The sequence below is a fragment of the Pseudomonas sp. GL_103 genome (assembly GCF_057835175.1).
Genome location: NZ_CM174420.1, coordinates 2,070,427 through 2,085,507, shown reverse-complemented (window position 1 = coordinate 2,085,507; position 15,081 = coordinate 2,070,427). Strand labels below are relative to the sequence as shown.

Here is a 15,081-nt window from a genome sequence, read left to right as displayed (position 1 = left end):
TAAAGGTTGACTCCACTGAAATGAAAGGGGATGAATGATATATAATATCATCCCCCTCACCCCCAAGGCTGCCGCCTTGCTGTGCAATCAGCTAAGCGGAGCTTGAGCGGGATACTATTGTTAGCTGCCGCTAACCACGCACACCAACAATCAAGATCAAAGGCAAGAGCTGGACCTGTGTAAAACTTATGTAGTGCTGGAGTACACCCGAAGGAATGCCGGCGGTCACGCCGTAGCTGAATCACTATTAAACTAGCACTTTTGTTGCATACACAGTGGAGAACCTCTCGCAACGATAAGACATATTCCAACGTATGCCGTGAGTAGTGGACTATAAGTACTACGCGATTAAAATTTAAGCTCGAAAAAACTTAGCAGTCAGCCTGTTTAATTGTGAGCCTAGAATGGAATATCGTCTGGAAACTCGTCATCTTTTTTAAAGTAGTCAACTACAATATCGTAAAGCTGAATAGTTTTTCCGTTTTCAGTTTGCACACTGGCCTTGGTTAGGAATGGCACCCTACCGTTGTCGATTTCATCGATCAACTGTGCTTCAGTGGCTTCTAGATTGACAGCAACAAGTCGTTTTTGTCGCCCTAGCAATCCAATGAGATTGGTAGCCAACCCGCCCTTATGCTTACCAGCACAAAGCTCCAACAACGTCATAAATTCAGAATAAGTTTCCACAGTGGTCTCTAAGCCTTTGGCTCTACTTTCCAAAATGAAAACTGCATTCAACAAGTGCTCGACAATCTCCAACGCTACACGAATATCTGCAACCGATGGCTGCTTAATTTCGTGCGCGGCGTCATTCCCTAGAAATCGAATTGCATGAAGTCGCTTCTTATCTCCGTTTGAAACGTGCCCTGCCTTGAACAAAGAGTCAATGCGCTTCTGGAGATTCGTCCCCGATATCTCCAAGTGATTACATACAGCCTCAATACATGCCCTGAGCCCAATACTCCCTAGGGTGTTAGCATTTTGACTCAGAGCTTTAAGGGTTTGGCGATATATATTGTTTATCAGCCTGGGAAGGAAGTGCGTCGAAGTGAGCGGTCTATGATTTTTAATTACGCTTGGGTAAACATTTATGATCACTTCGTGACGAAGCTCGCCCTCAAAATCTTCTTCGAGCTGATCAAAATCTTCGTGCTTATGTTGAAATGAATAAGTATGACAGCCCAAGCATCTTACAACGCACCAAGAGTCTAATTCGTTAGTATGCCATTCCTCTATCTTGTCAGTTGCCACGCCCATAACCTCATGGCGGGTATTGCTATTGCACTCTCGGCAATCACTGCGAAGCACACTACCCACTTCGATGAGGTTTTGATCCGTCACCTTTCACATCCTTACAAGAACTTCCGATAATAGCCTAATGCTACTCTTTGACTCATGCTCTCGTCCAGATTGTTTAGCAGCCAAGCTCGCCTATAACCTAACCTCCCCCCCAAGAAAACCCTTTCACCAACAAATTCAGTCAGAACGTCAATTTTAAGACCACTACCCGGAGAGACCGCACTCCCAGAAATTGTAGCTTTGGTGCGATTTAGCTCGACCCGGTGAGGGAGGTTTCAGCGCCTCAACTCTCGCCAAATCTGGGTTTTTACTGCATAACAGCACCACCCTGCCTCAACGCGCGCCCGACTCAGCTAGGATCAGCCCCCCCTCAAGGATGACCGCCCATGACAGTCAAGAACGAAGCCGTAGCCAATGCCCTGGAGCTGCTGATGATCAATCAGAACGGTATTGGCACTGCTATCGAAGAACTCGCCAAGTGGATCGCTGAACGCGGCTCAACGGACATTGCAGACAACGCAGTCACAGCCTTGCAAGTACTCGACCTCAACGCCGAAGGCATCACTTCTGCCATCCGTCTGCTACGTCAGGAGCAAACTTAACATATTGCTGACGACCGTCAGCAATATGTTATGATGGCGCCATCACCAACAATGGCAGGGGCGAACGATGAAACAGGTAGTGGCTTATGCGAGGGTATCGACTGACGATCAATGTCTTTCCGTAGCTGGTCAGTTCGCCGCTATCAAGATCGCCGCTGAATCCAACGGATGGGAGATTGTTGCTGAGTACACTGATCAAGGTGTATCAGGCAGTGTTGATCCAATGGAGCGCCCACAGTGCAGACTTGCCCTAGCTATGGCGAAGGGTTTGGGTTGCCCAATCGTTGTTCACCGCCTCGACCGTCTTGGCCGTGACCACGCGCACTTCGTCACTTTGCAAAAGAAGTTCAAGGTGATTGAAGCTGAAGACGTGCATGGCAGTGGTCTGGTGCGCAACATCAAATCTCTGTTGGCTGAAGAAGAGTTGATCAAGATTCGCCAACGCACTAGGGACGGATTAGCAGAGTTGAAGGTAGACGCCCTTCTAGATAACAAGAAGGGTGAAGAAGCTCGCCAGAAGATTGCACGCCGGGATGCTGGCCGTAAGGCTGCTTGGGCTGTTGGTAATGGTGCTGCTGTAAAGGCTAAGGCCATCAAGGCCAACAACCGTGCAAAGTCGTTAGAAGCTGAGTTGAAAGCCTGCTTGTACGATGGACAACCAACATTCGCCGCTATTGCCAAATGTTTGAACACTAAAGGTATCACCACCGAACGGGGAAGTGCATTCCAACCTATGACAGTGAAGCGCCTGATGGAACGCCTGAACCTGGCCCTTGTAAACCAGCCTCAGAAGCCTACAGAGACACGCTAATACAGCAATGCAGTCCTGCCTATAGCAACTGCTTCAAGCGCTCTATAATCAACTTGTAGGGTCTTCAGGGGCGCTCAGGGTTATTTCTGAAAATCAGACGTTTCCCATTGGGACGCTCGCACACCACTCATTACCTCACGCTAAAATCCCAGTCTCCAAATGGCCACCCTGTATTACTTTTTAGGCTGAAAAACTAAACTCATAAAAGACGAGGCTGAAAATTTTGGCGCGGGATTGGTTTTCGTGCAAAAAATCGTCCCTGTCTTATTAGATAATTTTGTGCGGTGTCCTTCCATCTTGGATATTCCAGTAGAAGCTTTTGTACGCCGTTGCAAAAGCTGGCATATGGCGACGGAATAGAATCTTTGGTGTTCTGTCTATCAAACCAAACCTTGCCAGTCGGTGTATTACCTCAGCTAAAGCATGAAGCGGTCTGGCAGGATCGCTATCGAAGTATGAGTAGACTTTTCCGTTTATATATACCTGCCCCTCCTTGGGCTCTCTGTGCGTAAAGTTCATTCTATTAGCGAGCTCCATGCAGCCGAGCATCCACTTTGGAAAATCTTCCTCCGTTGGTGGTAGTTCGCTTTCAGCTATATCCCTGAGTTGATCATAACGATTTCCCCAGCCTAGGATAACAGTGGAATCCGCATGCAATGAGAATGGTTTGTCAGCGTACCGGTTGCTTGGAAACATATTATCGTACAGTTCAATACGCCTAAAGAACGCTATCCCCATCTCTGCTTGAGACTCATCTAGAAGCCTGTCGAACTGTTGTTGATGTTGGATATATGTCTGTATTCGCGTGGATGCCCTGCTATCCATCGCTGTAACCCGTGCAGTATCAGCAGACCTGAACGCTGCATAGGCAGCCAATGCTGTAGCAATAGCGGCCACGATATTAAAAATGGTTCCTATATCCAGTTTCTCCTCCCAAACAAAGAACACTGCTGGCAGGTAACCAAGCTGAGCTAACAATCTTGCAAAAACAAATCCAGAGGCAAACAATCCGACACAACCAACGAGAACTACCCAGTCCTTTTTCATTTTCCAGTTATCGCCTTAACTAATTCTCTGACTCTTCTCAGCAGGAAGTACCAAGCATATGGAAGTGCGAACACTCCTAGAAGCAGCATAGCAAGTAGCTGACTCCAGAAAAAGTAATCCCCGCGCCCCAAATAGCTCTGTCTAACCTCTTTCTGTATACCTATTATATCGGGATAACCTATTAGCTCAGTAGGCTCACACACTAGAGGGACTTCCTGATATTTCTGCCACGGCCCTTTAGGCGCCCCCATCGTCTCTGTCTTGCACTTCGCAACTAGTGTATCCAGTGCAGCCTGCTGCCGCTTATCTAGAGCGTAGCCCACTGCCAGTACGATTAAACTAACCACCACACCAATGAAGAAAGTCTTTGCAGGCTTGCTCATTATTATCTACACCTGTATGTGGTAGGTGTGGAGACGCTCGCATTAGAGGAACGTCCAACCCCTGACATTATGGAAGCTGAGATAAGCTTTTAGCTGATCTTCTAACTTCAGTATATCTTCCCCCATCTCTAGATGTGCCGATATAGATTTCTCTGACATTTTCCACCCCATATCAGAGTTATGATTAGGGTCTTTCCTGAACTCTTCATGAGCCCTGACGAAAGCACCATTCTTCTGAATTTTCTTTAATGCTTCATAAATCTCATCTTTCGAATCAAACAGAAAATTTGACTCTCTATACGCATGTATAAGTTTATTCGACTTCTCCTTCAAGACATCCTTAGACTCAGAGTGGATGTTCTGATAATACTCAAGTGCAGCCAGATACACGCTAAATCTTTTGTTGTACAAGTCGAGCTTCGTTTTAGCGCTTGCAATCTTCATCTGTGACCAAGCTACGGTCAATGCAATCAATCCAACCACACCGCCCACCACACTTACAATCACTGTAACTTGTGAACCCTCCATTTTAAATCCCCGCTCTACTATTCGCACCAGCAATAACAATGATGAATGAAGCTCACTTACAAGGGTATGCATCTTGAAGTGCGGCCCATATCAAGCCAACCCTAGGTAAATTCAACAGCTTCGGATTGTCTTTTAAGTACTTAACCACAATACGCACTTGCTGATTACTCGTTACACTAGCGGGAGTACAAAACTTTGCATCATCCTTGAGGTCATCACTGAGTAAGAAAATCGTACCTTGAACCCCCTGCACTAAGCCGACACACCTACCCGCGTCAATGCCGTTAAAGTCCTTTTCTAAGTCTGCTGCCTTGATGTAGTGCTGGCACAACCTCAGTAAATCATTTCCATCATGCTTTGCGTCTGCTGCCATGACAGCCCCACTCCCCAGCATCCCAAACAGTGCAACTGCCATCAAAACTACTTTCATAATGAATTTCCCGATTACGTTAATAGCAGTTGGCGCTCACCGCCTGACCATAGGGCAAGTATCAGGCGGCAGGTAACCGAGTACACCAAAGTTTCTTGTCCTCTGCGTTTCTACCCGGCTTCCAATAAACGTCACCACTCAACTCATTGGGAACCTTGTAGACAATCTTCGTTGTGAGCTTGATGAAGGGATTTAGTGATCGCAATCGGATGCCGTACCCTTCACTCATTACAGACTCTGTGGTGTCAAATTTATAATCCTTGCCATCCTTCGTGATAAACAGACTTCCCTCAAATGGAAGTCGGCCCTCATTGTCTGTATTCTTAAAAGTGGCGTTTACCGTGAGATAACGGGCGTCAGCATCTGGCTTTACAGCGGTGTAGCGATTGCCAGTATCAATTGACTTACTGAGAGTGCAATCATTGACAGTCACGTCGAAATAGCCAACTTGCCCCTGCATACCAGCCTGCCTCTCCTCAAGCCCCTTCAGGTAAGTTGTGACATACATGTTATAGGCATTGGTCGAGGTGCTTGCCATGGCACCTACACGGCAGACACCGACGTTGTAGACATCCGTTGAGAGCTTCCGCTCTTTAAGCGCAACTCCCAATGCGGTGTTAGCCTCATCGAAGTCATGCCCCATCAGCCAGCCCATGGATTGCTTGCGGGATAGCTCCTTGAGCTTCATCAAATCAGCGTTGAACTCCTTACCCTTCCTTTGGGCGTAGAAGCCTCCTAGAACGGTGTCGTTACCAACAGCAAACCCGAGAAACTCGGCAGTCATCAACGCTTTCTGGACGGAGAAAAGGAACTCATTTTCTTCTGTCGATAGGCCGCTCCCATCAACTAAAACTTTGTCACAGTCTGGCAGCGCCTGCTTATTGGCGCCCTTCTTCGTTGCCGCAATGGACAAACCGGGTGCTACAAGACAGATCATAAGAGTGATCGCGAAGCGACTGGTACGCATTTCAAGTCCCTTTGGACGGTATTAAGTGATGGGCGAAGCGTATCCAGATGGCACGTTGCCAACAACAGATTTCACTTGGATATTAATTACGGATGACCCGAAGACATCCAGAGGGTGGAGTGCATGCTAGCGTCGAAATGACCGCGACAAACCTTAGCCCCTCCCCCGCATAGCCACGGATACTCAACAATGGCAATGCAACCTAAACAGCTTTGATGGCGAGAGAAAAATGGTCAAGGTAAGATTGCCAGCACAGTGCACCACTTAGGTGTACCTAAACGCTGTCACACTTCGAAATTTTTTACTGAGAAAGCCTTGAGAATTCAAGGACTTAGAGATAGGTGGTAACCCCACCAGCCACACCCCGGCACACAATGTTCCCGCTGTGGCTGCTTCCTTCCGGATCTGACCAGGTTCACGGGTAATCGTTGCGGGGGGACCGATGGGGTCACCATAACGACGCTCACCTGTCGGCGAGCCGCGCCATTGTACCTATCTGAAGCGAAGTTACAACCGTTGGTTTCGGAATAAAAACATGAGGGGCTTCAAGCACTTGCTATTGCGCCTCAAGCACCTCGTCCGCCCTGCCGCCCTCCTGCTGAATCACCAGGTGAATAAAGTGCAGCTTGGCAATGACGGCTGGCGGCAGGACGAATGGATAGAAATCCGGCTGCCCCATGCTGCGTGACAATTCGTTGAGCATGCCCGCCAGTTCGATCCATGCATTGACGAACGATAGGAACGCCGCGCCGCCCGGATGCAGCGGATCGTAAAGGGTTTCAGGTGGAAACGGCTGATAGTCGAAGTCCATTTCCCGGGCACTCATGCCAAACCCTAGCGCGGTGTCCACCGCATCCATCATGTGCAGGTAATGGGCCCAGGTTTCAGCCCAGTCTTCCCACGGGTGCATGGTGGCGTAGGCGCTGACGTAATGCTGCTGCCAGTCGAGCGGTGCGCCTTGCTGATAATGTCGCTTGAGGGCTTCGGCATAGCTGGCGCGCTCATCGCCGAACAATCCGCGAAAAGGCTCAATCCACTGGCTATTGGCGATCAATCGATCCCAGTAGTAATGCCCGACTTCGTGACGGAAATGCCCGAGCAGCGTGCGATAGGGTTCGTGCATTTGCACTCGCACCTGCTCGCGGTGGGCATCGTCGGCTTCCTTGATATCGAGGGTGACCAGACCATTGGCGTGTCCGGTGGTGGGCGGTTTACCTTCGAGGTCCACGCCGATGAAATCGAAGGCGAGCCCCGTCTCTTCATCGACGGTTTTGGGAATCACCTGCAACCCCAGGCTGAGCAGTTGCGCGACCAGACGCCGCTTGGCGGTTTCCACCTTGCGCCAGCGCTCGTGGTTATCGGCTATCGACAGGTCAGGAATGGTGCGGTTGAGGCAGCAGGCAATGCACAAGGCATCATGGTCATTGGCAGGCAGCAACCAGTTACAGGCCGCCGGGGAGTCGAGATTGGCGCAGCGTCGAAACAGGCCAGCCCCGGGATCGGCCTCAAGTTGCCAGGTGCCCGCCTGCACCCCCGGTTGCAGCGCAGACAAGCGACTCTGCTCCGGCTGATAACCCAACGCCGCCGAACAGGCCAGGCACTGGCTGTTGCGAAAGAACAGCGACTGCCCGCAACGACAGGGCCAGACCTTGCTGTTGCGCGAATTTTCAGCCATGAACGGCGCGGCGATGCGCGAGCTGAGTTGCTCGAAGAAAGGGTACATGGCGATCTCTCCCTGGGGCTTGCAGAGACTAGATCATTCCCGAGAGCTGATCGTTCCCGTTTTCTGTGGTGCTGCTGAAATCGCCTTCGCGAGCAAGCCCGCTCCCACATTTAACCGAGTTCTTCCTGTAGGAATCCGATCGAATGTGGGAGCGGGCTTGCTCGCGAATGGCTTCACACCGAAATATCATGCTTGCGCAGAAACTCGACAAACTCCTCTTCATCCAGCACCTTCAACCCCAGCTCATTGGCCTTGGTCAACTTCGAACCGGCACCCGGCCCTGCCACCACGCAATGGGTCTTGGCCGACACCGAACCGGCGACCTTGGCGCCGAGGCTTTCGAGTTTGTCCTTGGCGATGTCGCGGCTCATCAGCTCCAGCGAGCCGGTCAGCACCCAGGTCTGCCCGGCCAGCGGCAAACCTTCGACGACCTTCTTCTCGCTCTGCCAGTGCATGCCGAAATCGGCCAGTTGCTTCTCCGCCGCTTCGGCCAACTGGCGATTTTCCTCGAGCGCAAAGAACTCGCGCACCGAATTGGCCTGTTTTTCCGGCAGCGCCTGGCGCATATCCAGCCAGTCAGCGCCGATCACCGCCTGCAGCGAGCCGAATTTGTCCGCCAGTTTCTGCGCCCCGCCCGGCCCGACCAAGGGGATATGCAGCTTGTCGAGGAAACCACCCAGCGTGGTGCTCGCCGAAAACTCGGCACCCAACTCGCCCTGATCCTGAATTTGCAGGCCATGCCTGAGCAAATCAGCGATCACCTGCTGGTTATGCGCGTCCTCGAAGAAGCTGTGGATCTCGTACGCGACTTCCAGGCCAACATCCGGCAAGTACGTCAGCACCTGCGGCAAGGCCTGCTGCACCCGCTCCAGCGAACCCAGAGAGCGCGCCAGAACCTTGGCCGTCTCCTCGCCGACATCGGGAATCCCCAGGGCGTAGATGAACCGCGCCAGGCCCGGCTTCTTGCTGTCTTCGATGGCGCCAAGCAGGTTCTTGCTCGACAGTTCGGCAAAGCCTTCCAGATCGACGATCTGCTCGAAGGTCAGGGCGTACAGATCGGCCGGCGAGCTCACCAGGCCTTCGTCGACCAGCTGCTCGACGCTCTTCTCACCCAGGCCTTCGATGTCCATGGCGCGACGGGAAACGAAGTGAATAATCGCCTGCTTGAGTTGCGCACCACAGGCCAGACGACCGACGCAGCGATACACCGCGCCTTCGCTGACCGTTTCGCGGCCCTTGCTGCGCTTGATCAGCTGCGTGCGCTCGACATGGGAACCGCACACCGGGCACTGCTCGGGAATCTGCACCGGCCGGGCGTTTTCCGGACGGCGTTCCATGACCACTTGCACCACCTGCGGAATCACGTCACCGGCGCGGCGGATGATCACCGTGTCGCCGATCATCAAACCCAGGCGCGCGACTTCGTCCATGTTATGCAGGGTGGCGTTGGCCACCGTGACGCCCGCGACCTTGACTGGTTTCAGACGCGCCACCGGCGTCACCGCCCCGGTGCGGCCGACCTGGAATTCCACATCGAGCAGCTCGGTGAGCTCTTCCATCGCCGGGAATTTGTGGGCGATGGCCCAACGCGGTTCGCGGGCGCGGAAACCCAGTTCACGCTGGGAAGCAATGCTGTTGACCTTGAACACCACGCCGTCGATTTCATACGGCAGCGCACTGCGACGCTCACCGATGTCGCGGTAGTAGTCCAGGCACTCGGCGATGCCGTGCGCCAGTTTCAGCTCATGACTGATCGGCATGCCCCAGGCCTGGAGTTGCTGCAAATTACCGATGTGCGTATCGGCGATGTCCGCCGACACCTGGCCGATGCCGTAGCAACAGAACTCCAGCGGGCGATTGGCGGTGATCTTCGAATCCAGCTGGCGCAAACTGCCCGCCGCTGCGTTGCGCGGGTTGGCGAAGGTCTTGCCGCCGACTTCCAGTTGCGTGGCGTTGAGCCGCTCGAAACCGGCCTTGGACATGAACACTTCGCCGCGCACTTCCAGGGTCGCCGGCCAACTGGTGCCGTGCAGCTTGAGCGGGATGTTGCGCACGGTGCGCACGTTGACGCTGATGTCTTCGCCGGTGGTGCCGTCGCCACGGGTCGCGCCGCGCACCAGGATGCCATCCTGGTACAGCAGGCTGACGGCCAGGCCATCGAGCTTGGGCTCACAGCTGTACTCGACGGTTGCGCCGCCACCGAACAGATCGCCGGCCGGCAGGTCCAGGCCTTCGGTCACCCGGCGGTCGAACTCACGCATGTCGGTTTCTTCGAAGGCGTTGCCGAGGCTGAGCATCGGCACTTCGTGACGCACCTGGGTAAACGCCGACAGCGCCGCGCTGCCCACTCGCTGGGTTGGCGAGTCGCTGGTGATCAGTTCGGGATTGGCCGCTTCCAGAGCCTTGAGCTCGTTGAACAAGCGGTCGTACTCGGCGTCCGGAATGCTCGGCTCGTCGAGCACGTGGTAACGATAGTTGTGCTGATCCAGCTCAGCGCGCAGCTCTAAAATACGGTTCTTGGCGGCGGTCATGGGTGTTCTCTCATAAAGCAAAAGAGCAGCCGAGGCTGCTCATTTTTCATCTCTTCAAGAGATCGCAGCCTCGTTTCACTCGACAGCTCCTACGGCAAATCGCAATCATGTAGGAGCTGTCGAGTGAAACGAGGCTGCGATCTGTTGCTTTTATCGTTTCTGGGTCAGGGCGCGGCGTTCGAATTCCACGATGCGCTGACGGTAGTGCTCGATCGTCTGAGCGGTCAGTACGCTGCGCTGGTCGTCTTTCAATTCGCCGTTCAGCTCTTGCGACAATTTACGCGCCGCTGCCACCATCACGTCGAAAGCCTGCTTCGGATGGCGAGGGCCTGGCAGCCCCAGGAAGAAGCTCACCGCCGGAGTGCTGAAGTGGTCGATGTCGTCCAGGTCGAATACACCAGGCTTGACGGCGTTAGCCATGGAGAACAGCACTTCACCGTTGCCGGCCATGCTTTCGTGACGGTGGAAAATATCCATCTCGCCGAAACGCAAACCGCTCTCCAGAATGTTCTGCAACAGCGCCGGGCCCTTGAAGCCGGCAGCGTCGCGGCAGATCACGCTGATCACCAGCACTTCTTCAGCTTGCGGTTGTTCTTTGCCGTTGACCGCTGGCGAAGCCTTGGTGTCATCCGGGAAATCGTCGTCGCGGCGGCTGAAGCTCGGGCCGCCGTCCAGATCCAGGCTGAGGTTCATGTCGCCCTGGGAAGGCTCGCTGTGGCCACGTTTACCGCGCTTGGAGCCCGACTCGCGAGGCTCGCGGGCCGGCATGCTCACCGACGGCAGATCGTGCTCGTCCAGTTGCGGCTCTTTATGCGTGTCCAGCACGCGCGGCGGGCCCAGCAGCTCGGCGCTGGCGCTGCTGTCCTCGTCCGGCAGGTTGGACAGACTTCGATCAAGACGGAACTTCAGTTTTCCCTTGCCGCCGCGCATACGGCGCCAGCCATCGAAAAGAATACCGGCAATGACAATAATGCCGATGACGATCAGCCACTCGCGCAGACCGATTTCCATGTAATCCCGTGCCTCTATAAAAAATGCTGAAAAATAAGGGGTTTACAACCTGCAAACCGCTTTAAAACGTGGCGCCAACTCTATGTTCTGACAGGCGTTTTGCCCACGTATACGAAAAATTGACATTAAACTAGCACGACCAAAGGCAACTTTACACCGTCTACCACCTTGGCTGGCGCGAATATGTCGATTGGCCAGCAAGTCGAAGCCAGGAAAAGAGTCCTACACACCGTAAATCCCATTTCCTACAACCACGACTCAGGCATCCACCATCGCCATCGCCTCCTCGACATCCACTGCCACCAGGCGTGAACAACCGGGTTCGTGCATCGTCACACCCATCAGTTGTTCGGCCATTTCCATGGCGATCTTGTTGTGGGTGATATAGATGAACTGCACTGTCTGTGACATCTCTTTTACCAATCGCGCGTAGCGTCCAACGTTAGCGTCATCCAGTGGCGCGTCAACCTCATCGAGCATGCAGAACGGCGCCGGGTTCAATTTGAAGATCGCAAAAACCAGGGCCAATGCGGTCAGGGCTTTTTCGCCACCGGAGAGCAAATGGATGGTGCTGTTCTTCTTCCCGGGCGGCTGCGCCATGATTGTTACCCCTGTATCGAGTAAATCTTCGCCCGTCAGTTCCAAATACGCGCGGCCTCCACCGAAAACTTTTGGGAAAAGCGCCTGTAAACCGCCATTGATCTGATCAAAGGTATCTTTGAAACGGTTGCGGGTTTCCTTGTCAATCTTGCGAATCACGTTCTCAAGGGTATCGAGCGCTTCCACCAGATCGTCGTTCTGCGCATCCAGATAACGTTTACGTTCCGATTGTTGCTGGTACTCATCGATGGCCGCCAGGTTGATCGCGCCCAGACGCTGAATCCTCGCAGCGATGCGCTCGAGTTCTTCCTCGGCATCCTTCTCGCTGGCCTCGGCAGTCAATGTTGCGAGTACGCCGTGGAGATCGTAGCCGTCTTCCAGCAATTGGTCCTGCAAGGTCTTGCGGCGCACGGTCAGGGCTTGCCATTCCATGCGCTGGGTTTCGAGCTGGCTGCGAATCAACTGGGATTGTTGTTCGGCCTGGCTGCGGCGCTTCTCGGCGTCGCGCAGTTCGCGGTCGGCGTCTTCGAGGGCGATCTGCGCGGTCTTGAGTTCTTCGTCGACGGTCATGCGCTTGTCGAGCAACTCCTCGAGTTTCAGGCGCAGCTCTTCCAGCGGTGCTTCGCCCTCCTCCAGATTGAGGCTCAGTTGCTCGCGTTTTTCGGTCAGGCGCTCGGACTGCATCTCCAGACGTTCCAGCGCCTGACGCGTTGAATCGTGCTGGGCCTTGAGCGAGCCCAGACGCACCGCCAGCTGGTGGGCGTGATCCTTGTGCTGCCGCGCTTCCTGACGCACCCGGTCCAGACGCTCACGCAGGCTGTCGCGCTGGGCCAACAGCAATTCACGCTGCTCGGTGTCCTGCGCCATGCTGTCGAGGGCTTCCTGCAATTGCAGGCGCGCTTCACCGATGTTTTCGTGCTCCAGCGCTCGCTGCTCATCGAGTTCGATAAGCTCTTCGTCGAGACGGGTACGGCGCAGGGTCAATTGTTCGGCCTTGGCTTTGCCGGCGGACAATTGAGCCTTCAATTCACCTTGCTGACGTGCTTCGTCCTGCAGCAAACGGCGCAAATGTTCGCGACCGTTTTCCTGCTGACGCTGCTGCGCCCTGAGATTCTGCAGTCGGGCTTCCAGGGTTTCGACTGCGGCTTCGCGCTCTTCACGCTCAAGGCCCAGTTGCTGGATTTCCTGACCACGGGCGAGCACGCCGCTTTCCGCTTCACTGGCCCGACGCACCCGCAGAAAATGCCGTCCGACCCAGTAACCGTCACGGCTGATCAAGCTCTGCCCGGCAGCCAATTGGCCCCGCAAGGCCAAGGCCTGTTCGAGACTGTCCACCGGCTTGACCTGCCCCAGCCATGGCGACAGATCGAGCTGCGCCTCGACCTTGTCCAGCAAGCTGCCCGGCACCCGTACGCCATCACTGACCGGGGTGAGCAAGCGCAAGTCGCCTTGGGCAAAACCCGACAGATCGAAATCGTTGAAGTCATCCACCAGCACCGCTTGCAGATCGGCGCCGAGCACGGTTTCCACCGCCAGCTCCCAACCGGCCTCAACCTTCAGGCCTTCGGCCAGGCGCGGGCGATTCGCAAGATTCTGTTCGCGCAGCCATTCGGCGGTGCCGGTGCCCGGATCAAGCGCAGCTTGCTGCAAGGCTTCGAGGGAAGCCAGCCGACCGTTGAGCCGCTGTAAATCGCCTTGCGCCTGCTGTTGCGCAGTCAGCGCTTGCTGCAATTCCTGACGCAACTGCTCGAGCTTTTCGACCTGTGCTTCTTCGCTGGTCTGCAAATCCTCAAGGGTCGCTTCGGATTCGGCGAGTTGCTCGCTGAGCTCCATGATCGCCGCGTCTTCCGGGTCCGCCGAGAGCAAGGCGCGTTCTTCGCCAAGACGCTTCTGGCGATCGGCCAGACGCTCGAGGCTGGTTTCCAGTTGCTGGATCCGCGATTGCTGCACTTCGGCCTGACGGCGCGGCTCGGCGGCAGTGAGGTTGAACGTATCCCACTGCTCCTGCCAGCCGTGCATGGTGGTTTCGGATTCTTCCAGCGCGGCGGCGGCCTCTTCGGCGGCGGCGCTAGTGACTTCCTGTTCCGGGGTGAGCATGTCCAGCTCTTCGCCGAGGGTCAGCAGCAGCGTGCGGTCGTGGCCCAGGTGCGATTCGGTTTCCAGGCGTGCGCGCTCGGCCTCTTTCAGGTCATCCTGCAATTGGCGCAAACGCTGCTGGCCGTGCTGGATGCTCTGCTCGACCCGGGCAATGTCGCCGCCGACCGAGTAGAAGCGCCCCTGCACCAGGTTGAAGCGCTCCGACAGGTCGTGGTGGCCGTCACGCAGGCGCTCGATGCTTGCGTCGGCATTGCGCTGTTCGGCCACCAGGGCTTCGAAAGAAACTTCCTGGTTGCCGATGATCGCTTCACGCTGGCCGACCTGATCGTTCAGCGCCTGCCAGCGCAGGGCCGACAGCTGGGCCTTGAGCTGACGCTCCTCGCCCTTGAATTCCTGATACTTCTTGGCGGCCTCGGCCTGGCGGTGCAAGCGTTCGAGTTGACGCTCGAGTTCTTCGCGCAGGTCGGTCAGGCGCTCAAGGTTTTCGTGGGTGCGGCGGATGCGGTTTTCCGTCTCGCGCCGGCGCTCCTTGTACTTGGAGATGCCCGCGGCTTCTTCGATGAAGTTGCGCAGGTCTTCGGGCTTGGACTCGATCAGCTTGGAGATCATCCCCTGCTCAATGATCGAGTAGCTGCGCGGGCCAAGGCCGGTGCCGAGGAAAATGTCGGTGATGTCGCGACGACGGCATTTGGTGCCGTTCAGGTAATAGGTGGTCTGGCTGTCCCGGGTCACTTTGCGGCGAATGGAGATTTCCGCGTAGGCGGCGTACTCCCCGAGCAAGGTGCCGTCGGAGTTGTCGAACACCAGTTCGATGCTCGCCTGGCTCACCGGCTTGCGGCTGGTGGAGCCGTTGAAGATGACGTCGGTCATCGACTCGCCGCGCAGGTTCTTCGCCGAACTCTCGCCCATCACCCAGCGCACGGCGTCGATGATGTTCGATTTGCCGCAGCCATTGGGCCCGACCACCGCCGCCATGTTACTGGGGAAGTTCACCGTGGTCGGGTCGACGAAGGACTTGAACCCCGCCAGCTTGATGCACTTGAGCCGCAAGA

At 55.0% G+C, this 15,081-nt stretch carries 12 protein-coding genes and 1 other RNA gene; 2 read left to right on the top strand and 11 right to left on the bottom strand.

Annotation, left to right across the window (positions count from 1 at the left end; genetic code table 11):
- Nucleotides 1-399: 399 nt before the first annotated feature.
- Nucleotides 400-1,341 (bottom strand): DUF4145 domain-containing protein, encoded by a 942-nt coding sequence (locus AC3IP0_RS09495; protein WP_489327237.1) that lies wholly within the window; start codon nt 1,339-1,341, stop codon nt 400-402.
- 344 nt (nt 1,342-1,685) lie between these two features.
- On the opposite strand from AC3IP0_RS09495, the gene AC3IP0_RS09490 reads away from it, so the two are divergent.
- The gene (locus AC3IP0_RS09490; RefSeq protein WP_489327236.1) at nt 1,686-1,901 is read left to right on the top strand and encodes a hypothetical protein; all 216 of its coding nucleotides are present in this window, start codon (nt 1,686-1,688) and stop codon (nt 1,899-1,901) included.
- Nucleotides 1,902-1,968: 67 nt separating this feature from the next.
- The gene (locus tag AC3IP0_RS09485; protein WP_489327234.1) at nt 1,969-2,712 is read left to right on the top strand and encodes a recombinase family protein; all 744 of its coding nucleotides are present in this window, start codon (nt 1,969-1,971) and stop codon (nt 2,710-2,712) included.
- 267 nt (nt 2,713-2,979) lie between these two features.
- Here AC3IP0_RS09485 and AC3IP0_RS09480 read toward each other — a convergent pair whose 3' ends face one another.
- From AC3IP0_RS09480 to smc, 10 genes are all read right to left on the bottom strand, one after another.
- Nucleotides 2,980-3,759 carry a hypothetical protein gene (locus AC3IP0_RS09480; RefSeq protein ID WP_489327231.1) on the bottom strand — a complete coding sequence of 260 codons (780 nt, stop codon included), beginning with the start codon at nt 3,757-3,759 and terminating at the stop codon, nt 2,980-2,982.
- Nucleotides 3,756-4,142, bottom strand: a complete 387-nt coding sequence (locus tag AC3IP0_RS09475; RefSeq protein ID WP_489327230.1) for a hypothetical protein — start codon at nt 4,140-4,142, stop codon at nt 3,756-3,758. Before AC3IP0_RS09475 ends, AC3IP0_RS09480 begins: the two co-directional genes overlap by 4 nt.
- A 42-nt stretch (nt 4,143-4,184) precedes the next feature.
- Complete coding sequence (locus tag AC3IP0_RS09470) at nt 4,185-4,670, bottom strand: hypothetical protein (RefSeq protein ID WP_489327228.1); 486 nt, start codon at nt 4,668-4,670, stop codon at nt 4,185-4,187.
- A 52-nt stretch (nt 4,671-4,722) separates the two neighbouring features.
- Nucleotides 4,723-5,100 (bottom strand): Rap1a/Tai family immunity protein, encoded by a 378-nt coding sequence (locus tag AC3IP0_RS09465; protein WP_489327226.1) that lies wholly within the window; start codon nt 5,098-5,100, stop codon nt 4,723-4,725.
- A 61-nt stretch (nt 5,101-5,161) separates the two neighbouring features.
- On the bottom strand, nt 5,162-6,067 hold the full coding sequence (locus tag AC3IP0_RS09460; protein WP_489327224.1) for a DUF4352 domain-containing protein: 906 nt from the start codon (nt 6,065-6,067) through the stop codon (nt 5,162-5,164).
- A 348-nt stretch (nt 6,068-6,415) separates the two neighbouring features.
- Nucleotides 6,416-6,512: signal recognition particle sRNA small type (ffs, locus tag AC3IP0_RS09455), an RNA gene on the bottom strand.
- Nucleotides 6,513-6,623: 111 nt separating this feature from the next.
- Nucleotides 6,624-7,790, bottom strand: coding sequence for a zinc-binding metallopeptidase family protein (locus AC3IP0_RS09450; RefSeq protein ID WP_489327222.1), 1,167 nt, complete (start codon nt 7,788-7,790; stop codon nt 6,624-6,626).
- A gap of 173 nt (nt 7,791-7,963) precedes the next feature.
- The gene (ligA, locus tag AC3IP0_RS09445; RefSeq protein ID WP_489327220.1) at nt 7,964-10,321 is read right to left on the bottom strand and encodes an NAD-dependent DNA ligase LigA; all 2,358 of its coding nucleotides are present in this window, start codon (nt 10,319-10,321) and stop codon (nt 7,964-7,966) included.
- A gap of 150 nt (nt 10,322-10,471) precedes the next feature.
- Nucleotides 10,472-11,332 (bottom strand): cell division protein ZipA, encoded by an 861-nt coding sequence (zipA, locus tag AC3IP0_RS09440; RefSeq protein WP_489327218.1) that lies wholly within the window; start codon nt 11,330-11,332, stop codon nt 10,472-10,474.
- A 258-nt stretch (nt 11,333-11,590) separates the two neighbouring features.
- A complete protein-coding gene (gene smc / locus AC3IP0_RS09435; RefSeq protein ID WP_489327216.1) occupies nt 11,591-15,079 on the bottom strand; it encodes a chromosome segregation protein SMC in 3,489 nt (1,162 codons plus the stop codon).
- Nucleotides 15,080-15,081 lie beyond the last annotated feature (2 nt).

Excerpts from the sequence above, each read along its gene's own strand:
- AC3IP0_RS09490 (WP_489327236.1), top strand. The coding sequence starts at position 1,686 with ATGACAGTCAAGAACGAAGCCGTAGCCAATGCCCTGGAGCTGCTGATG.
- AC3IP0_RS09465 (WP_489327226.1), bottom strand. The coding sequence starts at position 5,100 with ATGAAAGTAGTTTTGATGGCAGTTGCACTGTTTGGGATGCTGGGGAGT.
- AC3IP0_RS09485 (WP_489327234.1), top strand. The coding sequence starts at position 1,969 with ATGAAACAGGTAGTGGCTTATGCGAGGGTATCGACTGACGATCAATGT.
- AC3IP0_RS09450 (WP_489327222.1), bottom strand. The coding sequence starts at position 7,790 with ATGTACCCTTTCTTCGAGCAACTCAGCTCGCGCATCGCCGCGCCGTTC.
- zipA (WP_489327218.1), bottom strand. The coding sequence starts at position 11,332 with ATGGAAATCGGTCTGCGCGAGTGGCTGATCGTCATCGGCATTATTGTC.
- AC3IP0_RS09480 (WP_489327231.1), bottom strand. The coding sequence starts at position 3,759 with ATGAAAAAGGACTGGGTAGTTCTCGTTGGTTGTGTCGGATTGTTTGCC.
- AC3IP0_RS09470 (WP_489327228.1), bottom strand. The coding sequence starts at position 4,670 with ATGGAGGGTTCACAAGTTACAGTGATTGTAAGTGTGGTGGGCGGTGTG.
- AC3IP0_RS09460 (WP_489327224.1), bottom strand. The coding sequence starts at position 6,067 with ATGCGTACCAGTCGCTTCGCGATCACTCTTATGATCTGTCTTGTAGCA.
- AC3IP0_RS09475 (WP_489327230.1), bottom strand. The coding sequence starts at position 4,142 with ATGAGCAAGCCTGCAAAGACTTTCTTCATTGGTGTGGTGGTTAGTTTA.
- ligA (WP_489327220.1), bottom strand. The coding sequence starts at position 10,321 with ATGACCGCCGCCAAGAACCGTATTTTAGAGCTGCGCGCTGAGCTGGAT.